The organism is Microbacterium sp. SORGH_AS_0862 (genome assembly GCF_030818795.1).
GTDB lineage: Bacteria > Actinomycetota > Actinomycetes > Actinomycetales > Microbacteriaceae > Microbacterium.
In genome coordinates this window covers 3,239,490-3,257,827 of sequence record NZ_JAUTAY010000001.1, presented here as the reverse complement: position 1 = coordinate 3,257,827, position 18,338 = coordinate 3,239,490, and the positions used below count along the sequence as shown (strand labels likewise).

Annotated in this window: 20 protein-coding genes; 7 read left to right on the top strand and 13 right to left on the bottom strand. The window is 69.6% G+C overall.

Features of this window, described 5'->3' with window-relative positions:
* Positions 1–11 precede the first annotated feature (11 nt).
* Both lipA and lipB read right to left on the bottom strand, forming a co-directional pair.
* A complete protein-coding gene (lipA, locus tag QE377_RS16040) occupies positions 12–1,007 on the bottom strand; it encodes a lipoyl synthase (RefSeq protein WP_307325254.1) in 996 nt (331 codons plus the stop codon).
* Positions 1,004–1,642 (bottom strand): lipoyl(octanoyl) transferase LipB, encoded by a 639-nt coding sequence (lipB, locus tag QE377_RS16035; RefSeq protein WP_307325251.1) that lies wholly within the window; start codon positions 1,640–1,642, stop codon positions 1,004–1,006. The genes lipA and lipB overlap by 4 nt, the downstream gene beginning before the upstream one ends.
* Before the next feature lie 83 nt (positions 1,643–1,725).
* On the opposite strand from lipB, the gene QE377_RS16030 reads away from it, so the two are divergent.
* Positions 1,726–2,166 carry a GNAT family N-acetyltransferase gene (locus tag QE377_RS16030; protein ID WP_307325247.1) on the top strand — a complete coding sequence of 147 codons (441 nt, stop codon included), beginning with the start codon at positions 1,726–1,728 and terminating at the stop codon, positions 2,164–2,166.
* Positions 2,167–2,249: 83 nt separating this feature from the next.
* Complete coding sequence (locus QE377_RS16025) at positions 2,250–2,825, top strand: hypothetical protein (protein ID WP_307325243.1); 576 nt, start codon at positions 2,250–2,252, stop codon at positions 2,823–2,825.
* A 12-nt stretch (positions 2,826–2,837) separates the two neighbouring features.
* Here the strand turns inward: QE377_RS16025 and QE377_RS16020 are convergent, their stop codons facing one another.
* The 11 genes from QE377_RS16020 to QE377_RS15970 all read right to left on the bottom strand — a co-directional run bounded on the left by QE377_RS16020 (position 2,838) and on the right by QE377_RS15970 (position 11,768).
* Positions 2,838–3,398 (bottom strand): NYN domain-containing protein, encoded by a 561-nt coding sequence (locus tag QE377_RS16020; RefSeq protein ID WP_307326065.1) that lies wholly within the window; start codon positions 3,396–3,398, stop codon positions 2,838–2,840.
* Positions 3,399–3,463: 65 nt separating this feature from the next.
* Positions 3,464–4,513 carry a zinc-dependent alcohol dehydrogenase family protein gene (locus QE377_RS16015; protein WP_307325240.1) on the bottom strand — a complete coding sequence of 350 codons (1,050 nt, stop codon included), beginning with the start codon at positions 4,511–4,513 and terminating at the stop codon, positions 3,464–3,466.
* A 9-nt stretch (positions 4,514–4,522) separates the two neighbouring features.
* A complete protein-coding gene (locus QE377_RS16010; RefSeq protein ID WP_307325237.1) occupies positions 4,523–5,128 on the bottom strand; it encodes a YdeI family protein in 606 nt (201 codons plus the stop codon).
* Between the two features lie 42 nt (positions 5,129–5,170).
* Positions 5,171–5,728 carry a ribonuclease H gene (locus tag QE377_RS16005; protein ID WP_307325236.1) on the bottom strand — a complete coding sequence of 186 codons (558 nt, stop codon included), beginning with the start codon at positions 5,726–5,728 and terminating at the stop codon, positions 5,171–5,173.
* Between the two features lie 25 nt (positions 5,729–5,753).
* On the bottom strand, positions 5,754–6,659 hold the full coding sequence (locus QE377_RS16000) for a rhodanese-related sulfurtransferase (protein WP_307325233.1): 906 nt from the start codon (positions 6,657–6,659) through the stop codon (positions 5,754–5,756).
* A 17-nt stretch (positions 6,660–6,676) separates the two neighbouring features.
* Positions 6,677–6,895 (bottom strand): SCO4848 family membrane protein, encoded by a 219-nt coding sequence (locus tag QE377_RS15995; protein ID WP_307325230.1) that lies wholly within the window; start codon positions 6,893–6,895, stop codon positions 6,677–6,679.
* Between the two features lie 19 nt (positions 6,896–6,914).
* Positions 6,915–8,408 (bottom strand): amidohydrolase, encoded by a 1,494-nt coding sequence (locus QE377_RS15990; RefSeq protein ID WP_307325227.1) that lies wholly within the window; start codon positions 8,406–8,408, stop codon positions 6,915–6,917.
* Positions 8,405–9,040 (bottom strand): FMN-binding negative transcriptional regulator, encoded by a 636-nt coding sequence (locus QE377_RS15985; protein ID WP_307325224.1) that lies wholly within the window; start codon positions 9,038–9,040, stop codon positions 8,405–8,407. The genes QE377_RS15990 and QE377_RS15985 overlap by 4 nt, the downstream gene beginning before the upstream one ends.
* Positions 9,041–9,047: 7 nt before the next feature.
* The gene (locus QE377_RS15980) at positions 9,048–10,043 is read right to left on the bottom strand and encodes an Fpg/Nei family DNA glycosylase (RefSeq protein ID WP_307325221.1); all 996 of its coding nucleotides are present in this window, start codon (positions 10,041–10,043) and stop codon (positions 9,048–9,050) included.
* Positions 10,043–10,588 (bottom strand): ribose-5-phosphate isomerase, encoded by a 546-nt coding sequence (locus QE377_RS15975; protein WP_243227742.1) that lies wholly within the window; start codon positions 10,586–10,588, stop codon positions 10,043–10,045. The genes QE377_RS15980 and QE377_RS15975 overlap by 1 nt, the downstream gene beginning before the upstream one ends.
* Before the next feature lie 37 nt (positions 10,589–10,625).
* Positions 10,626–11,768: a ferrochelatase gene (locus QE377_RS15970; RefSeq protein ID WP_307325217.1), complete on the bottom strand. Its 1,143-nt coding sequence runs from the start codon at positions 11,766–11,768 to the stop codon at positions 10,626–10,628.
* Positions 11,769–11,960: 192 nt separating this feature from the next.
* On the opposite strand from QE377_RS15970, the gene pepN reads away from it, so the two are divergent.
* The 5 genes from pepN (at position 11,961) to QE377_RS15945 (ending at position 18,335) form a co-directional block, all read left to right on the top strand.
* A complete protein-coding gene (gene pepN / locus QE377_RS15965; protein ID WP_307326063.1) occupies positions 11,961–14,501 on the top strand; it encodes an aminopeptidase N in 2,541 nt (846 codons plus the stop codon).
* A gap of 139 nt (positions 14,502–14,640) precedes the next feature.
* Complete coding sequence (locus QE377_RS15960) at positions 14,641–15,552, top strand: ABC transporter ATP-binding protein (RefSeq protein WP_307325215.1); 912 nt, start codon at positions 14,641–14,643, stop codon at positions 15,550–15,552.
* Positions 15,549–16,391: an ABC transporter permease gene (locus tag QE377_RS15955; RefSeq protein WP_307325213.1), complete on the top strand. Its 843-nt coding sequence runs from the start codon at positions 15,549–15,551 to the stop codon at positions 16,389–16,391. The genes QE377_RS15960 and QE377_RS15955 overlap by 4 nt, the downstream gene beginning before the upstream one ends.
* Before the next feature lie 10 nt (positions 16,392–16,401).
* Entirely contained in the window at positions 16,402–17,649 is a 1,248-nt protein-coding gene (locus tag QE377_RS15950) for a sensor histidine kinase (RefSeq protein WP_307325211.1), read from the top strand.
* Positions 17,646–18,335 carry a response regulator transcription factor gene (locus QE377_RS15945; protein WP_307325208.1) on the top strand — a complete coding sequence of 230 codons (690 nt, stop codon included), beginning with the start codon at positions 17,646–17,648 and terminating at the stop codon, positions 18,333–18,335. Before QE377_RS15950 ends, QE377_RS15945 begins: the two co-directional genes overlap by 4 nt.
* Positions 18,336–18,338 lie beyond the last annotated feature (3 nt).

Below are 18,338 nucleotides of genomic sequence, written 5' to 3'. Positions count from 1 at the left end.
GGGGGTATCTCCTAGACGGCTTGCGCGAAGCCCTGCCCCTCGGCGTCGATACCCTCGAGCAGGTGTGCGAGTTCCGTCGGGATCCGGCGGCCGTGGGCGCGCATCGACTGGGCCCACAAGCGTCCGGCACGGTACGACGAACGCACCAGGGGGCCCGCGAGCACGCCGAGGAAGCCCATCCGCTCCGCCTCCTGACGGATCGTGACGAACTCGTGCGGTTTCAGCCACCGTGAAACCGGCAGGTGACGCGGCGTCGGTCGGAGATACTGCGTGATCGTGACGATGTCAGTACCCGCGTCGCGGAGATCGCGCAGCGCTTGGAGCACCTCGTCGGGCTCCTCTCCCATGCCGAGGATCAGGTTCGATTTCGTGATCAACCCCGCGGCCCGCGCCCTCGCGAGAACCCCCAGGGAGCGCTCGTAACGGAAAGCCGGCCGGATGCGAGCGAACAGCCTCGGCACGGTCTCCACGTTGTGCGCGAAGACCTCGGGTCGCGAGGAGAACACCTCATCCAGAAGATCCGGATCGCCCGAGAAGTCGGTGGACAGGATCTCGACCCCGGTCCCCGGGTTCTCGGCGTGGATGCGGCGCACGGTCTCCGCGTGAAGCCACGCACCCTCATCCGGCAGGTCATCGCGGGCGACGCCCGTGACCGTCGCATAACGCAGCCGCATCCGTCGCACGCTCTCGGCGACTCGGCGCGGTTCGTCGGTGTCGTAGTCGGCGGGCTTGCCGGTGTCGATCTGGCAGAAGTCGCAGCGCCTGGTGCACTGTGCGCCCCCGATGAGGAACGTCGCCTCGCGATCCTCCCAGCACTCATAGATGTTGGGGCAGCCGGCTTCCTGGCAGACGGTATGGAGGTCTTCCGTCTTCACGAGCTCGCGCAGCGCGGTGTGCTCGGGCCCGGTGCGCGCTTTCGTCTTGATCCACTCGGGCTTGCGCTCGATGGGCGTCTGGGCGTTGCGGACCTCGAGCCGGAGCAGCCGCCGTCCCTCCGGTGCGCTCACGCCGTCACCTCCGCATACTCCAGCCGGAACCGATGGGAGGCCGTTTCCGCGAACTCCTGCGGCGAGATCGAGCGGCCGGCGGCGTCGCTGAGAGTCGTGACACCGGCATCCGTGATCCCGCAGGGGACGATGCGACGAAACGGTGCGAGAGAGTTGTCGCAGTTGACGGCGAAGCCGTGCATGGTGACACCCCGCTCGACGCGCACGCCGATCGCCGCCAGCTTGTCTGCTCCCGCAGCGCCCACGACCCAGACGCCGCTGCGACCCGGCACCTGGTGCGCATCGACGCCGTGATCGGCGACGGCCGCGATCAGCACACGCTCGAGTCGGCGCACGTACGCCACGACGTCCATCGGATCCGGCAGACGCACGATCGGATAGCCCACGAGCTGGCCCGGCCCATGCCAGGTGATGCGGCCCCCGCGATCGACGTCGAGAACCGGGGTCCCGTCGACCGGTCGCTCGGCGGGCTCCGTGCGCGTACCTGCGGTGTACACGGGCTGATGTTCGAGCAGCAGCAGGGTGTCCCCCCGTGCGCCCGCGGCGACCTCCGCGTGCAGGCGCCTCTGCAGCGCCCACGCGCGCTCGTAGGGCACGAGGGCTGGCGCGAAACCCACCGTCACAATGTCGAGCATTCTTCACTCCTTTGTTAGCCTCGGTCCAACAATAGTGAGCGCGCCACACGATTCCTCCTCGTCGACCGCTCTATGCTGGTCCGATGCTGGAGATCCGCACCGTTCGCACCGAAGACCACGCCGTCTGGCTCGAGCTCTGGCAGGGATACCTGAAGTTCTACGAGACGGAACTCTCCGACGACGTCACGCAATACGCCTTCGATCGCATCGTCAATCCCGCATCCGGACTCGACGGCGCGATCGCCTGGCAGGACGGACATGCGGTCGGACTCGTGCACTGGCTGACCCACCAGGCGACCTGGTCCAGGGGCGACTACTGCTACCTCGAGGACCTGTTCGTCTCCCCCGGCGCGCGCGGGTCGGGCGCCGGCCGATCACTCATCGGCCACGTGCGGGATCGGGCGACGGATGCGGGCTGCGCCAAGATCTACTGGCTGACGGCTGAGACGAACACCCGCGCTCGGGCACTGTATGACCAGGTGGCGACGCGCAGCGGGTTCATCCACTACCAGCTGTCGCTCTGACTCAGAGCGCACTCTCCACAGAGCCCCACGACCGGACCCTCGGTCCTGCCATCATGTTGCGAGACCGAGCGACAGGGGGCGCCATGGCCAATGACTCGTTCGCACGGGTTGCGATCACGACAGACGACGTCGGTGACGAGCTCGACAGGTACATCCGCGTCGCGGCGCACGACGGATACTGCATCCTCCACGACCCGATCCGGCGTGAGGGGACGGGCCGTGTCGCGCGGTTCCAGGGCTTCGCCACAGGTCGGTGGGCGTACGAGACGAACCTCCGCGGGTTCTTCGGCGACGCGTCCGGGTGGCGGGACGGCGCGCAGCGGTCAGCGTGGCAGGAGCTTCTCACCGCACTGCGCAGGACGAAGGGCCGCATCCGCTTCGAGATCGTCGACTCCGAAGAGGGAATGGCATGGTTCGCACGCCAGAGCGCCGAGGTGCGGGTGAACTGGCGATCCGCACCGAAGATCCACGTCGCCACACACTCGCACGAAGAGTTGGTATGGCCGACCTTCGCGGACGCGCTCGGGTTGGATGCTGACGTGATCGACGTCGATCTCGAGTTCGACGCGATGAGCTACGTTCGCCAGACTGCTGTGGCTCACGGCGAACTGCCGACCCGCAGCCAGTTGATCGCTTGGGCGCGCACACCCGGCGTCTGAAGCGTTCCTGGCTCAGCGCAGGAACTGCGTGGGGTCGTACTCGTCGATCGGGATCACGCGGATGCGGGGCAGGGGTGCGTCGAACGCCTGCGCGTCGTACTCGATGTCGAAGAAGGTGATTCCGCCGAGCGCCGCGTAACCGGTGTTGCGGAACTCGTTGAACGCGAGGACTCCGACGCGGCGCGTTCCGTCGGCGAGAGGTGCGAGATCCTCGACGAAGTCGCCGTCGTGACTGACGAGCACCACGTCGTCGTCGCGTTCGCGAAGCGCCCGCAGTGTGCGCTGGATCGCGATGTCGACCACCTTCGCGTCCGCCGGGCCCGACAGCGGGACGGGCTCGAAGCCGAGCGCCGTCAGTGCTTGGACGAACGTCATCGGCAGGTTCGTGGAGGCGTTCAGGAAGAAGAGCCCGCGCGCGTGCCCTCCCCAGGTGCGCTCGACGAAAGCCAGCAGGCGGTCCCAGCGCGGGCGCTCGTCGGGCTGCGGGCGACGCCCGAGGATCGACCCGCCCAGGGTGGCGTCGATGTTCTCGCCGTCGACGAGAAGCCAGGTCGTCGCCTGTGCCTGGGCCATCGTCTCGTCTCCTGTCGCCACCGTTTCGCTCACTCCCCCGCCCGCCGGGCGCACCACGCGTCGACTCACGGACGCAGCAGGACCTTCGTCGCCCGGCGCTCGTCCATCGCGGCATAGGCATCGGCTGCCTCGCGGAGCGGAAGCTCGAGATCGAACACGAGGCCGGGACGGATCGCTCCCGAGCGGACGTCGGGCAGGAGCTCCTCGATGTAGCCGCGCACCGGCGCCACACCGCCGTTGACGCCCACGTTCGAGCCGAACATGGTGCGCACGGGCAGCTCGGGGCCCCCGTTCGGGACTCCGACGTAGCCGACCATCCCGCCCGGGCGCGTCGAGCGCAGCGCCTGGTCCATCGACTCCTTCGTGCCGACGCACTCGAGGACGCGGTCGGCACCGATGCCGCCGGTCAGCTCACGCACCTTCTCGATGCCCTCCTCGCCGCGCTCTGCGACGATGTGGGTCGCACCGAACTCGCGGGCCAGCGCCTGCCGTTCGGGGTGACGAGACATCGCGATGATCGTCGTGGCGCCCAGTCGCTTCGCGGCGATGACCGCGCACAGACCGACGGCACCGTCGCCGACGACCGCGACGCTGTCGCCGGGGCCCACTCCCGCGGAGACCGCGGCGTGGTGGCCCGTGCCCATGACATCGCTCAGCGTCAGCAGACCAGGGATCTCGTCGGGCTCGACCGGGCCCGGAACGACCGCGAGAGTGCCGTCGGCAAGAGGGACGCGCACGAACTCGCCCTGACCGCCATCGGCGAAGCCGTCCTCGCGCACGTCAGCGCCCCACCATCCGCCGTTGAGACAGGAGGTGCTGACACCGTTGCGGCAGTTCACGCAGGTTCCATCGCACACGTAGAAGGGCGCGATGACGAAGTCGCCGGCACGGACGTTCTCGACGGCGTCGCCGACTTCCTCCACGACACCGACGAACTCGTGACCGATGCGGTGCGGACGCTCCGTCGGCGTCACCCCGCGGTAGGGCCACAGATCCGAGCCGCACACGCACGCCGCGACGACGCGGACGACCGCGTCGCGCCCCGTGGAGAGCTGCGGTCGCGGGACCTCTTCGACGCGGATGTCACGGGCGGCGTGGATGACGGTTGCGAGCATGATCCGAGCCTACGTGAGCCGGGGACCACGCGGCTCCCCGAGCGGATGCGGCGTCTTGCCCTCCGCGAGCATCCCGACGAGCCGCGCGACTCGCCCCGCCCGCGCCGACGGCGTCGCCGTCGCCACCCGGTGCAGGACCGCGTAGCGGTTCGTCGCGTCCAGGCGCTCGAAGAGCTCCGCCGCCGCGGGTTGCGCGGCGAGAGCGGCCAGGAGGTCGTCCGGCACCTCGATCGTCGCCGACCCGGCGTAGGCGCGTTCCCACCGCCCGTCCTCTTTGGCGCGGTCGATCTCCGCCTGCCCGCGCGGCCGCATCCGCCCCTCCTCGATCAGACGCGCGACCAGCGTCAGGTTGCGCTGGGACCACAGCGAGGCACGGCGCCGCGGTGTGTAGCGCTGCAGGAACGTGGCGTCATCGCGCCCGCGCTTCTGTCCGTCGATCCACCCACTGCACAGCGCCTCATCCAGAGCACCGTCGTATCCGAGAGCAGTCGGCTCGGTCGTGCCCTTCTTCGCGAGCACGAGCCACACTCCCCCGTCGTCGTGCTCGTGCTCGTCGAGCCACGCACGCCACGCGGCGGCATCAGCGACGATCAGCGGGTTGTCGAGGGTATGCACGCCCCCATCCTGGCGTGCGTCGACCGGATGCGCGAGAGGTGCTCAGCGGGCGCGGTCGCCCGCGCTGCGCGGCGGATCCACGCTGACATCCAGCGACTCCAGGCCGCGCAGCGACGTCCACACGAGCTCCTCCCCCTTGGCCGCGTGCTGGGATGCACGGACGGCGCGCTCGTCCGCCCAGCTGTTGAGGCGATGCCCTCGGTGTCCACGGACGTGTTCGAGCACGACGTCGGGAAGCCCCGCCGCACGCCGCGCGTCGCGCACCTCGATGAGCTGCTCGAGGATGTCGCGGTTGGCGGTGGGCTTCTTGGCCGAGGTCACCCAGCCGCGACGGGCATGACCGTCCATCCACTTCGTGTAGGTGTCGATCGCGTACATCGAATCCGCCTGCACGATGAGCTCGGGCACCTCGAAGTGATCCCGGATGGCGTAGAGCAGGCCCAGCAGCTCGCCGATATTGTTCGTGCCGCTCGGAAGCGAGCCTGCGGCCCACTGTCCGTCCTCACCCACCCATGCCCAGCCCGCGGGACCCGGGTTGCCCTTGCAGGCCCCGTCGGTCGCGACGGTGTAACGAGGGGGCGCGGCGTCAGTGGAGGACATCCCTCCATCTTCTCAGGCGTTCCGCTCAGCCCGCCACGAGCTCGGGATGATGGCTGCACGCCGTGCTGCCTCCACACGCCTCGCAGCGCACCACGCGATCGGGGCACCCGACGACCGCGCAGTCGATCATCCGGGAGGTGGGTGCGCCGCATCCGGTGCAACGGCCGATGTGCTCGGCGTCGGCGCCGAAGGTCATCGCCTGCCTGCCGTCGAAGACGTAGAGCGACCCTTCCCAGAGCCCGGTGTTGCCGAAGGTCTCGCCGTATCGGACGATGCCGCCGTCGAGCTGGTAGACCTCCTGGAATCCGCGTGCCGTCATCAGGCTGGAAAGCACCTCGCACCGGATGCCGCCCGTGCAGTACGTGACGATCGGCTTCTCCTTCAGGTGGTCGTATCGCCCGGAGTCGAGTTCCGCGATGAACTCCCGAGTCGTGGAGACATCTGGAACCACGGCGCCGCGGAAACGTCCGATCTCGGCCTCGAACCCGTTGCGTCCGTCGAAGAAGACGACGTCCTCGCCGCGTTCCTCGACGAGCTTGTGCACAGCACCGGGGGTCAGGTGCGTACCGGTGCCGACCACCCCGTCCGCGTCGACGCGCAGTTCGTCGGGAGCGCCGAAGGTGACGATCTCGTCGCGCACCTTCACCGAGAGCTTCGGGAAGTCGAGGCTCCGCCCCGCGTCGTCGAGCCCGGTGCCCTCCGACCACTTCAGGTCGAGCCCGCGGAAGGGCTCGTACTGTCGCGTCTTGCGCGCGTAGGTCTTGACCGCGCCGAGCTCTCCGCCGACCGTTCCGTTGATGCCGTGCCGCGAGATGAGGATGCGGCCACGCAGCCCGAGCAGCTCGCAGAGGTCGCGCTGCCACAGACGCACGGCCTCGGGGTCGGCGATCGGGGTGAACCGGTAGTACAGCAGGATCTTCGAGATGGCCACCGAGACAGCGTAGGCGCTCAGCCGGCCACGAGCGCCCACACCGCCGCGCCCGCCGACACGACGGCCAGGACGAGAGCGGTGCCGATCAGCACCGCATGGACGATGAGGAACCGTGTCGGGCGTCCCGCGGCGTCGCGTGCCCGCGCATCCTTCGCCACGCGGCCGTAGAAGCGAGGCCAGACCACGACGTTGTAGACCGCGTTGACGAGCAGAAGGACGGCGAGCAGGACGATCATGTCCCGAGCGTAATCGCCCTCAGACGACGTGCGTCACGCGGGCGTCGACGATCGTGCCCACGACCTCCATCTCACGCAGGGCAGCCGGCTCCCCCCTCCGCGGGTCCGCAGCGAGAAGCGCGAGATCCGCGCGCTGACCGACGGCGATCGTGTCCGGATCCGCGGACCCGCGATGAGTGGATGCGGCGAGGGCGACGTCCACCGGGACGGTCTCCTCGGGGACCCAGGGCTCGCGTCCGCCGCGCGTGCGAGATGCGGCAGCGGCGATCTGGCGCCACGGGTCGAGCGGGGAGACCGGGGCGTCCGATCCGAAGCGGAGGTCGACGCCCGCAGCCCACAGCGAGCGCAGCGGATACGCACGCGCCGTCTGCGTCGCCCAGATGCTGTCGGTCAGATCGCGGTCGTCGAGCGCGTGCTCCGGCTGCACGCTCGCCGTCACGCCGAGGCGGGCCATGCGCGGGATGTCGGCGGCAGCCACGAGCTGCGCATGCTCGATGGTGCCGTGCGCCCCGGTGGCCGCGTACGCGTCGAGGGCGTGACGCAGTGCGTCGTCGCCGATCGCATGGATCGCACAGTCGAAGCCCGCCGCCGTCGCCCGCGTCATGACCTCGCGCAGATCCCCCGGCGTGATGGTGACCAGCCCGTGCGGATGCGGCCCGTCGGCGTAGGCAACCGAGCAGGCGGCCGTGCGGGTGCCGAGCGATCCGTCTGTGATGGCCTTGAGCGGACCGACCGTGACGAGGCCGTCGTGGTCGCCGCGCAGCGCGTCACCGCTGCGCAGCCCCGCAGCGATGGCGCGGTCGAGGAGGTCCGGGTAGACACCGAACTCCACACGCAGCTGGTCGAAGCCGGTCGAACGTCGTCGCTGCCACGAGGACTCGTTCCACACCATGTCCAGATCGACGACGCCGACGACGCCGCGAGCGGACGCGGCCGCGGCCATCGCGGCCACCGCTGCATCGGAGATCTTCTCGGGAAGCTCGTTGAGGCGCCGCGATATCTCGAAAGCCGGCCCCTCGCGCAGGACGCCGTCGACGGCCGAAACGCCCTCGCGGGCAAGAGCTGCGGAGTTGAGCCACACGCTGTGCACATCGGCGTTGATCAGGTACGTGGGTATGTCGCCCGTCGCCGCATCGAGGACCTCGAGCGAGGGGGCGTCGGGCCAGAACGCGTCACGGAATCCGGTGCCCACGCGCCGACCGTCCACATCTGGGGCCACCCGCCCCATCCGGGCCGCCGCATCCTTCGCCGAGACCGCGTCGCCGAGCGGCTCACGCAACGCCGCCAAGGCCCATTGCGTCACGTGGACGTGATGATCCCAGAGACCCGGGATGACGAAGGCGCCGTCGGCGCGATGCACGGCTCCGCTCAACCGAAGAGCCCCGGCAGGCGCGATGTCGGCGATCCGCCCGTCGCGCAGGACGATGTCGTACACCTCCGCGCCCGGCAGGAGCTCGGCACCCGGTCCCGCGATCCGCACGTCCGCGACCGCGTCGATGCGTGGCCGGGTCATGCCTCAGGCCGCGCGCGCCGGGTGCGGGCCATCTCGTCGGCCAGTGCCGGGTTCGAGTGAGGCCCGTCGGCGCGCAGCATGTCGACGATGTGGTCGACCACCTCCGCCGGCCGGTTCTGGCTCAGCTTCCGCTTGCCGACGACCGAGCTCGGGGTGAGCCGGAATCCGACCGTGCCGCGCTCGAGCCGGTGCACGAACTCGGCGTCGTTCGGTCGCTCCCACATCCGGCGCGGGGCCGGCATGGGCGACTCGAAGCGTTCGACGAGACGGTCGAGCACCCGTAGGTTCTCCTCGGTGCCGAGCAACTCGGGAACGCCGCTCAGATGCGCGGCCACGAAGTTCCACGTAGGCACCGCCGGCACGTCGCCGTACCAGCCGGGCGACACGTAGCCGTGCGGGCCCTGCACCACGACGAGGAGCTCGCGCTCCCCCAGAGCGTGGATGGCGTCGTCGGGCTTGCCGACGTGCGCAACGATGCTCAGGTCGTCCCTCGTGTCATCGAGCAGCACCGCGTAGTGCGACGCGACGAGACCGTCGGGCCCCGCGCTGACGAACGTCGCCCACGGGTTGTGCTCGATGAGCCGCCGGATCTCCGCGACATCGGTCATCGCGAAGCTGGGGTTCTGTCTCACCGCATCCTCACTTCTGGCACACCGGACACCAGTACAGCTTCCGCGCGCCCATCTCCTCCAGCACGATCGACGTGCCGCTGATGCGGCAGGGCAGCCCCGCACGGTGGTAGACCCAATGCCGGTCGTCGCGATGCGCCATCGCCCGGCGCCACTCGTCGGGGGTGAGGTCGTCCATCGTCATCATCTGACCGGTCTCGACCCCGATCCGCAGCAGCCTCACCCAGTCGCGCCAGAGGCCACGGACGACCTCCTCGGGCACGTCTCGCCCCGGAGTGTGCGGATCGAGGCGGGCGCGGAACAGGAGCTCGGCGCGGTAGACGTTGCCGATCCCGCTGACGACGCTCTGGTCCATGAGCAGGAGCCCGATCGGCGTGGGCTTGCGCCGGACGACGCGCGTGAAGCGCTCCTCACCCTCGGCCAGGTCGTCGACGAGGGGATCCGGGCCCAGCTTCGCGATGACCGCCTGCACCTGATCGGGCGTCAGCACCTCGCATGCGGTGGGCCCGCGCAGGTCGGCGCACGTGGCCTCGGTCAGCAGCCGCAGCCGCACCTGGCCCACGATCGGGGGCGGCCAGGTCGCGTCGGTGTCGTCGAGTCCCGACGTCTGCTCCGACATGCGCACGTGTCCGCGCGCCTTTCGAGGCGCACCGATCGAGCTCAGCGAATTCTCGCCGGCGGCGTCCTCGATACGCTCCGTATCGGTGCCCCGCTGGTTCGTCTGTCCCATGCGCCCGTTGGCGGAGGCGATCGTCGGGTCGACAAGGATCTCACCCGAGAAGTCCCACGCGCCGTACATCCCCAGATGCACCCGCAGCCAGAGATCCCCCTCGAACTCGAGGAACATCTGCTTGCCGACAGCGCGCACCGACAGCGCCTCGCGGCCGTCCAGCAGCGCGGCGCCCTCGGCGAATCGCCCCTGAGGGCTCGACGCGAGGACCCGGTGTCCGACGACGTTGCGATCGAACTGCCGGGCGATCCGATGAACGGAATGGCCTTCGGGCATCAGCCCGCTTCCGGGTCGAAGCTGCTGGACGCGTCGTCGAGCACATCGGGGTGCGCGAGGCCCGCACGCGGATCGGGAAGAAGCGAGCCGTCGCGCTCGAAGTCCGCGATCTGCGCGATGCGGCGCACGTGCCGCTCCTCGTTCGAGAACGGTGTGGCGATGAAGCGGTCGATGAAGGTGGTGGCCTCCTCGAACGTGTGCTGGCGCGCGCCGATCGCGATGACGTTCGCGTCGTTGTGCTCGCGCGCGAGTTCGGCCGTCGCGATGTTCCACACCAGCGCCGCACGGATCCCCGCGACCTTGTTCGCCGCGATCTGCTCGCCGTTGCCGGAGCCGCCGAACACGATGCCCAGCGTCTCGATGCCGGCCGCCTGATCGCGAACGACCGCCTGCGCGGCGCGGATGCAGAACGCCGGATAGTCGTCGACCGGGTCGTATTCCAGCGGCCCGTGGTCGACGACGTCGTGACCGGCTTCGGCGAGATGGTGCTGCAGGCGCGTCGAGAACTCGAGGCCGGCGTGATCCGTGGCGATGTGGATGCGCATGATGCTCATCCTAGGGACGCGCGGACCCGCCCCGCACTCACGGGGCGATGCCGGCGGCTGCGGGCTTGAAGCCCGACCTGATGTTCTCGCAGCAACCGGGGCGGCACACGTCGAACCACGGTCCGAGCGACGTCCGGTGCAGACGCTGATCGGCCGGAGTACCGGCGAGTCGCTCCTCGATCAGATCCACGAGTCCCGACACGTATGCGGGATCGATGCCGGGCGTCGGTGTGCGGACGGCACGGATGCCGACCTCCTCCGCCGTCTCCATGGCCTCCGTGTCGAGGTCCCACAGAACCTCCATGTGGTCGCTCACGAAGCCGAGTGGCACGATCGCCACGGCCGTGACTCCGGCCGCCGCGAGTTCCGTGATCTCGTCGTTGATGTCGGGCTCGAGCCAGGGCTGGGATGCGGGACCCGAACGCGACTGGTAAACGAGCTTCCACCCGATCTCCGGTGCCGACTGCGCCATGACGACCTCCGCGACCGCCAGGTGCTGAGCCTCGTAGGCGCCGCCGGGGCCGAAGTCGCGGTCCCGCGGGCCGGAGCGCTGCGCGTCGGCGGTCGGAATGGAGTGCGTCGAGAACAGCACGCGGATCTGCTCGGCCGGCACGCCCTCGGCGAGGAAGCCCGAAACGGCCTCGCTGACGCCCTCGATGAACGTCGACACGAATCCCGGGTGGTCGAAGAACTGACGTACCTTGTCGATCGTCACCTGCCCGCCCAGGTTCGTCGCGTCCAGGACGCGGGCGAAGTCCTCGCGGTACTGGCGACAGCTGGAGAACGAGCTGTAGGCGCTCGTCGCGACCGCCAGCAGGGTGGTGTGACCGGCATCCGCGGCCTCCTGCACGGCCTCCTCCAGGTACGGCCCCCAGTTGCGGTTTCCCCAGTAGACCGGCAGCGCGAGACCGCGCCGCGCGATCTCCGCCTCGAGCGCGGCCTTCAGCGCGCGGTTCTGCGCGTTGATCGGGCTCACGCCTCCGAAGTGGCGGTAGTGGTGCGCCACCTCCTCCAGACGTTCGTCCGGGATACCGCGCCCGCGGGTGACGTTGCGCAGGAACGGGATGACGTCATCCTGCCCCTCGGGCCCCCCGAACCCGGCGAGCAGGACGGCGTCGTAGGCGGTGGGCTGCTCGACCCAGGGCGGACCGCTCGCGGCGTGTGCCGATGCGAAGGGCACGGGGGTGCCGGGGCGTCTCGGTCTGAAGAGGGGTCTGTTCAGGGGAAGTCACGCCAACATCCTCGCACCGTGCACGGATCGAGCCGGAGCGATACCGCCGATGCGCAGCAAAACCGTAGGCTGGAGGTCTCGCCCGTGTCGCCAGCAGCGATGCCGCGCCTTTCACACCCTCACCCCATGGGAGCAAACGCAGTGCCTGGAGAGAACCTCACCCGGATCGAGGCGCAGGAGCGCCGCGCGGTCGTCGACACCGAGTCGTACGAGATCGCGCTGGATCTGACCACGGGAGCGGAGCTGTTCCGCTCGACCAGCACCATCCGATTCGCCGCCACCGAGGGCGCTTCGACCTTCGTCGACCTCATCGCCGAGCGTGTGCACCGGATCACGCTCAACGGCGTCGACATCGACCCCTCCGCCTTCGCGGACTCCCGCATCCAGCTGGAGAACCTCGCCGCCCACAACGTGCTGACCGTCGACGCGGACGCGCGGTACACCAACAGCGGCGAGGGCCTGCACCGGTTCGTCGACCCGGTCGACGGCGAGGTCTACCTCTACTCGCAGTTCGAGGTACCCGATTCGCGGCGCGTGTTCGCCGTGTTCGAGCAGCCCGACCTGAAAGCGACCTTCCAGTTCACGATCACCGCTCCCGCGTCCTGGCAGGTCGTCTCCAACTCCCCCACCCCCGAGCCCGCGCCCACGGGCGACTGCATCGCGACGTGGACGTTCGAGCCCACTCCCCGCATCTCGTCGTACATCACGGCGCTCATCGCGGGTCCCTATGAGGTCACCCGCTCCGAGCTCACCAGCTCGTCCGGCCGCGTCATCCCGCTGGGTGTGTTCGCGCGCAAGAGCCTGTGGCAGCACCTCGACGCCGACTACGTCTTCGAGAAGACCCGTCAGGGATTCGCGTACTTCGAGGAGAAGTTCGGCGTCGCCTATCCGTTCGCGAAGTACGACCAGCTCTTCGTGCCGGAGTTCAACGCGGGTGCGATGGAGAACGCGGGCGCCGTGACGTTCACCGAGACGTACGTCTTCCGCAGCAAGGTCACGGATGCGGTGAAGGAGCGTCGTGTCGTCACGATCCTCCACGAGCTGGCCCACATGTGGTTCGGCGATCTCGTCACCATGAAGTGGTGGAACGACCTCTGGCTGAACGAGTCGTTCGCCGAGTGGGCATCCACCATCGCCACCGCCGAGGCCACCGAGTGGACCGAGGCATGGACGACGTTCAACGCGATGGAGAAGTCCTGGGCCTACCGCCAGGACCAGCTGCCCTCGACGCACCCCGTCGTCGCGGAGATCAACGACCTGGAGGATGTCCAGGTCAACTTCGACGGCATCACCTACGCCAAGGGCGGCTCCGTCCTGAAGCAGCTCGCCGCGTGGGTCGGCGTCGAGGCCTTCTTCGCCGGCGTGTCCGCGTACTTCCAGAAGCATGCGTGGGGCAACACCGAGCTGCCCGATCTGCTGACGGAGCTCGAGGCCACGAGCGGCCGCGATCTGTCGGGCTGGTCGAAGAAGTGGCTGGAGACGGCCGGCGTCAACACGCTCACCCCCGCGGTGGACGAGTCCGTGGACGGCACCATCAGCAAGTTCTCCATCATCCAGACGGCTCCGGCGGACTACCCCACCATCCGTCCGCACCGTCTCGGCATCGGCTTCTACGACCTGCAGGGCGACGCCCTCGTGCGCGTGCACCACATCGAGCTCGACGTCGACGGCGACCGCACCGACGTCGCCGAGCTCGTGGGCCACCGTCGCCCCGACCTCATCCTCCTGAACGACGACGACCTCGCGTACGCGAAGATCCGGCTCGACGACCGGTCGTTGGCCACAGCCGTCGCTCACCTGTCGAAGATCAGCGACCCGCTCGCCCGTTCCCTCGTATGGGGCGCCGCCTGGGATCAGACGCGGGATGCGGAGGCCTCCGCCTCGGAGTACGTGCAGCTCGTCCTCGGCAACATCGCGGCCGAGACCGAGTCCACGACCGTGCGCACGACGCTCGCGCAGCTGCAGCTGACCGCGAACGCCTATGTCGACCCCGCCAAGCGCGATGCCACACGTGCCGCCGTCGCCGACGGCCTCTGGGACCTCGCCCAGGGCGCCGCCGCGGGAAGCGACAGCCAGCTGCAGTTCGTGACCGCGTTCGCGTCCGCCGCGACGACCCCGGAGCACTTCGCGCGCGTTCGGAGTCTCCGCGAGCGCGAACTCGTCCTCGACGGTCTGGAGATCGACGCCGACCTGTCCTGGGCGCTGCTCGTCTCGCTCGCAGCGGGCGGACTCGTCACCACGACGGACATCGACGCCGCCCTCGCAGCGGACAACACGGCCAAGGGCGGAGAGTTCGCCGCCCAGGCGAAGGCGGCACTGCCCACGGCAGAGGCCAAGCGGCACGCGTGGGACGCGCTGGTCGGTTCGGACGACCTTCCCAACACCGTCGTCCGCTCGGCCGCAGCCGGCTTCACCCACCCGGCAGGTCGCGATCTGCTGGTCCCGTTCGTGTCGACCTACTTCGACATGCTGCTGCCGGTCTGGGAATCGCGCAGCTACCAGATCGCGAACTACCTCATCGTCGGCCTGTACCCAGCGCCTCTCGCGGATGTCGCGCTGCGCGACGCGACGCGGACCTGGCTCATCGAGAACCGCGACGCACCGGCGGCACTGCGCCGTCTGGTCGCCGAGAACCTCGCCGGCGTGGAGCGCGCCCTCTCCGTCCAGGAGGCGGACGCCTGATCGACTTATCCCGAACGCCCCGTCGACCACCGGTCGACGGGGCGTTCCGTTCGTCTCCGCCTCTGGGACGAGGCGTACCGGAAGAGATCGGTACCACAGGGGGACGCGGCGGCGAGGTGCCGGCTCGTAGCGTGGAGCCATGATCGTCGCAGAGAACCTCACCAAGCAGTTCGGGGACAAGCACGCCGTCTCCGATGTCAGCTTCACCGTCCAGCCCGGCAAGGTCACCGGCTTCCTCGGACCCAACGGCGCCGGCAAGTCCACCACGATGCGCATGATCGTGGGACTCGACCGACCGACCCACGGCAACGTGACCGTCGACGGCGAGGACTACCGCAAGATGCGCTCGCCCCTGACCCGCGTCGGCGTGCTTCTCGACGCCAAGGCCGTGCACACCGGCCGCTCCGCACGCAACCACCTGAGGGCGCTTGCGGCGACACACGGCATCCCGACCTCCCGAGTCGACGAGGTCATCGCGCTGACGGGCCTCGAGTCGGTCGCCAAGAAGCGCGCGGGCGGGTTCTCGCTCGGTATGGGCCAGCGCCTGGGCATCGCGGCGGCGCTGCTGGGCGACCCGCAGACGCTGATCCTCGACGAGCCGGTGAACGGCCTCGACCCCGAGGGCGTACGCTGGGTACGACAGTTCGTGCGCCACTACGCCAGCGAGGGACGCACCGTTCTGCTCTCGAGCCACCTCATGAGCGAGATGGCGATCACCGCCGACCACATCATCGTGCTGGGCAAGGGCCGTGTCCTCGCGGACGCCCCCGTGTCGCAGCTGGTCTCGGAGTGGACGAGCACCCGCATCCGCCTGCGCAGCCCGCGGCTTGCGGAGCTCATCCCCCTCATCTCCGGGGCGGGTATCGAGATCACCCAGACCGAGCCCGGAACGGCCGACGTCGTCGGCGCGCTGCCCGAAGCCGTCGGCGATGCTGCGGCGGCAGCCGGCATCCCCCTTCACGAGCTGAGCCCGCAGAGCGGCTCGCTCGAAGACGCCTACCTCGCCCTCACCGGCGAATCCGTCGAGTACAAGAGCAAGGAAGTCGCATGAGCGCCACCACAACCACCCCCGCGCGTCGCGTCACCGCGACGGAGGCTTCGTACCGCCTCTCCTTCCCCCGACTCGTGCGCAGCGAGACGCTCAAGCTCCTGACGCTGCGCTCCCCCTGGTGGTCGATCGCGATCGTCGCCGTCCTTTCGATCGGCTTCTCACTGCTGATGGCGTGGGCGATCACGAGCTTCGACGGCGGCCCGCAGGGCGACGACGGTTCGTTGGCCACGATGGTGATCCTCGCGCCGACGACGTTCACGATGCTGCTCGCCGTGATCCTGGGCGCCATCCAGGTCACCGGTGAGTACTCGACCGGGATGATGCGCTCCACCCTGACGGCTGCGCCCGGACGACTCGGGTCGCTTCTGGCCAAGACGGTGGTCGTCGCCGGGTTCGTGTTCGTGTCCAGCGTCATCATCTTCGCCATCGCCGCCGCGGCGACCGCACCGATCATGGCGCGCAAGGACCTCGGACTCGACTTCTCGAATCCGGAGGTCTCCGTGCTGCCGCTGCTGGCGGGCGCCCTCACCATGGCCGTCATCGCGATCATCGGCGTCGCAACGGGCTACATCCTCCGCAACGGTCCGGGAGCGATCGCCCTCGGTGTGGGACTCGTGTTCGTCCTGCCCATCGTCCCCGCTTTCTTCGCCGCGCTGCCCGGATGGGGCTGGGTACAGGATGCCGCCCGGTTCCTGCCCTCGAACGCGGGGCAGCTTTTGATGGGCACCTCGGGCGGAAGCGACCAGCTCGAGCCTTGGGCCGCGAGCCTCACGCTCGCCGTCTGGGTCGTCGTCGGCCTCGTTGGCGCGAGCGCCGTCCTGAAGAGCCGCGACGCGTAGAGTCGAGCGGATGAGCAAGCGCGGTCGGGCCGTCGCCGGGGCGGAGAGCACTCCCCCCGACGACGGCCTGCTGCTGCCGCGACCTCCGGGGGCCATCCGCCGGTACTGGTCGCGGCATCCGCGTTTCGCCGACGCACTCGTCGCCTTTTTCGCCTTCGTCCTCTCCGGGCCGGGCCTGATCGCCGCGGCTCCGATGGATCCCGCCTGGGCTCCCGTCGGCGTGATCGTGTCGATCACCGTTCCCGCGAGCACCGCGATCGCGCTCCTCTGGCGTCGGCGCTTCCCGATCACGGTCTTCCTGGTCGCCGCCCTCCCCTACCCGTTCGCGCCGTACCCCATGCTTCCGAGCGGCGTCGCGCTCGCGATCGCCGTCTACTCGCTGTCGGTGTACCGCTCCAGCCGCGCAGCGTGGGCGGGCGCCGGAATCCTCAGCGGCGCCCTCGTGATCTCCGGCCTTGTACGCGTGGGGCTCGGCGAGGGGTGGTCCACGGCGATCGGCGCGACGATCGCGACCATGATCATGCTCCTGATCGGGGCGCTCATCGGCGCGAACGTCGGCGGCCGCAAGCGCTACGTCGAAGCCCTCATCGAACGCTCCCGTCAACTGACGATCGAACGCGACCAGCAGGCACAGCTCGCCACGGCTGCCGAGCGCACCCGTATCGCACGGGAGATGCACGACATCGTGTCGCACTCGCTGACGGTGATCGTGGCGCTGTCGGAGGGCGCCGCGGCGACGACCGACGCCGAGCGCGCGCGCTCCGCCGCCCGCTCGGCCGCCGACACCGCCCGCGGCGCCCTGACCGAGATGCGGGCGATGCTGGGCGTGCTGCGCACGGATGACACCGGCTCCGCACCTCTGGCGCCCCTCACCGCCCCCTCGCCGCGGGAGGTCGTCGCCACCGCGCAGGGCGCGGGCTACCCGGTCGTGCTGCGCACCTCCGGACGCACGAGCACGCATGCGCCGACCACGGAGCTGGCGATCGGTCGCGTCGTGCAGGAGGGGATGACGAACGCCATGCGGCACGCGCCTCGCGCGACGGAGGCCGTCGTCGAGATCCGCGAGGATCCGGATGCGGTGCGAATCAGGATCATGAACAACGGCGTCGCTGACGAGAGCGACGACGAGAACGCAGGTTTCGGGCTTCGCGGACTCACCGAGCGCGTCGCCCATGCCGGCGGCACCCTGCGTACCCGACGCGGCGACGGCACCTGGACCCTCGACGTCTGGCTGCCGACCGAGGAGGAGACCCGATGAACGATCCCATCCGCATCCTGCTCGTCGACGACCAGGAGCTCATTCGTCTCGGCTTCCGCATGGTGCTGGACGCCGAGGACGACCTTCAGGTGGTCGGCGAAGCCGCCGACGGGGAATCCGCCGTCGCGGCCGTCGCGACCCTCGAACCGCACGTCGTCCTCATGGATGTGCGGATGCCGGGCGTCGACGGCATCACCGCGACGGAACGCATCGTCGCCGCTCACCCCGATGCCCGCGTCCTCGTGCTCACGACCTTCGATCTCGACGAGTACGCCTTCGCCGCTCTGCGCGCGGGCGCGAGCGGGTTCCTGCTGAAAGACGCGCAACGCCACGAACTCATCTCGGCGATCCACGCGGTGCACCGAGGCGATGCCACACTCTCGCCGCGCGTGACGCGCCGGATGATCGAGTTGCTCGGCACACCGCCCGTGCGCTCGGCAGCACCCGATCCGACCGAGACGCTGACGGAGAGGGAGCGCGAGGTGTTCCTCGCCATGGCTCAGGGTGCCACGAACGCCGAGATCGCGGCGGCCCTGTTCCTGGGCGAGTCCACCGTGAAGACGCACGTCGGTCGCATCCTCGCCAAGCTCGGCGCACGCGACCGCGTGCAGGCGGTCGTGATCGCCCACCGTGCGGGGCTCGTCGACGGCGGCGGCATCCAGCTCGGTGAGAGCGGCGATCGGTAGCAT

What these genes read in the sequence shown, in the direction of transcription:
- lipB (WP_307325251.1), bottom strand. Translation starts at nt 1,642, where the DNA reads ATGCTCGACATTGTGACGGTGGGTTTCGCGCCAGCCCTCGTGCCCTAC.
- QE377_RS16030 (WP_307325247.1), top strand. Translation starts at nt 1,726, where the DNA reads ATGCTGGAGATCCGCACCGTTCGCACCGAAGACCACGCCGTCTGGCTC.
- QE377_RS16025 (WP_307325243.1), top strand. Translation starts at nt 2,250, where the DNA reads ATGGCCAATGACTCGTTCGCACGGGTTGCGATCACGACAGACGACGTC.
- QE377_RS16020 (WP_307326065.1), bottom strand. Translation starts at nt 3,398, where the DNA reads ATGGCCCAGGCACAGGCGACGACCTGGCTTCTCGTCGACGGCGAGAAC.
- QE377_RS16015 (WP_307325240.1), bottom strand. Translation starts at nt 4,513, where the DNA reads ATGCTCGCAACCGTCATCCACGCCGCCCGTGACATCCGCGTCGAAGAG.
- QE377_RS16005 (WP_307325236.1), bottom strand. Translation starts at nt 5,728, where the DNA reads ATGTCCTCCACTGACGCCGCGCCCCCTCGTTACACCGTCGCGACCGAC.
- QE377_RS15995 (WP_307325230.1), bottom strand. Translation starts at nt 6,895, where the DNA reads ATGATCGTCCTGCTCGCCGTCCTTCTGCTCGTCAACGCGGTCTACAAC.
- QE377_RS15990 (WP_307325227.1), bottom strand. Translation starts at nt 8,408, where the DNA reads ATGACCCGGCCACGCATCGACGCGGTCGCGGACGTGCGGATCGCGGGA.
- QE377_RS15980 (WP_307325221.1), bottom strand. Translation starts at nt 10,043, where the DNA reads ATGCCCGAAGGCCATTCCGTTCATCGGATCGCCCGGCAGTTCGATCGC.
- QE377_RS15975 (WP_243227742.1), bottom strand. Translation starts at nt 10,588, where the DNA reads ATGCGCATCCACATCGCCACGGATCACGCCGGCCTCGAGTTCTCGACG.
- QE377_RS15960 (WP_307325215.1), top strand. Translation starts at nt 14,641, where the DNA reads ATGATCGTCGCAGAGAACCTCACCAAGCAGTTCGGGGACAAGCACGCC.
- QE377_RS15955 (WP_307325213.1), top strand. Translation starts at nt 15,549, where the DNA reads ATGAGCGCCACCACAACCACCCCCGCGCGTCGCGTCACCGCGACGGAG.
- QE377_RS15950 (WP_307325211.1), top strand. Translation starts at nt 16,402, where the DNA reads ATGAGCAAGCGCGGTCGGGCCGTCGCCGGGGCGGAGAGCACTCCCCCC.
- QE377_RS15945 (WP_307325208.1), top strand. Translation starts at nt 17,646, where the DNA reads ATGAACGATCCCATCCGCATCCTGCTCGTCGACGACCAGGAGCTCATT.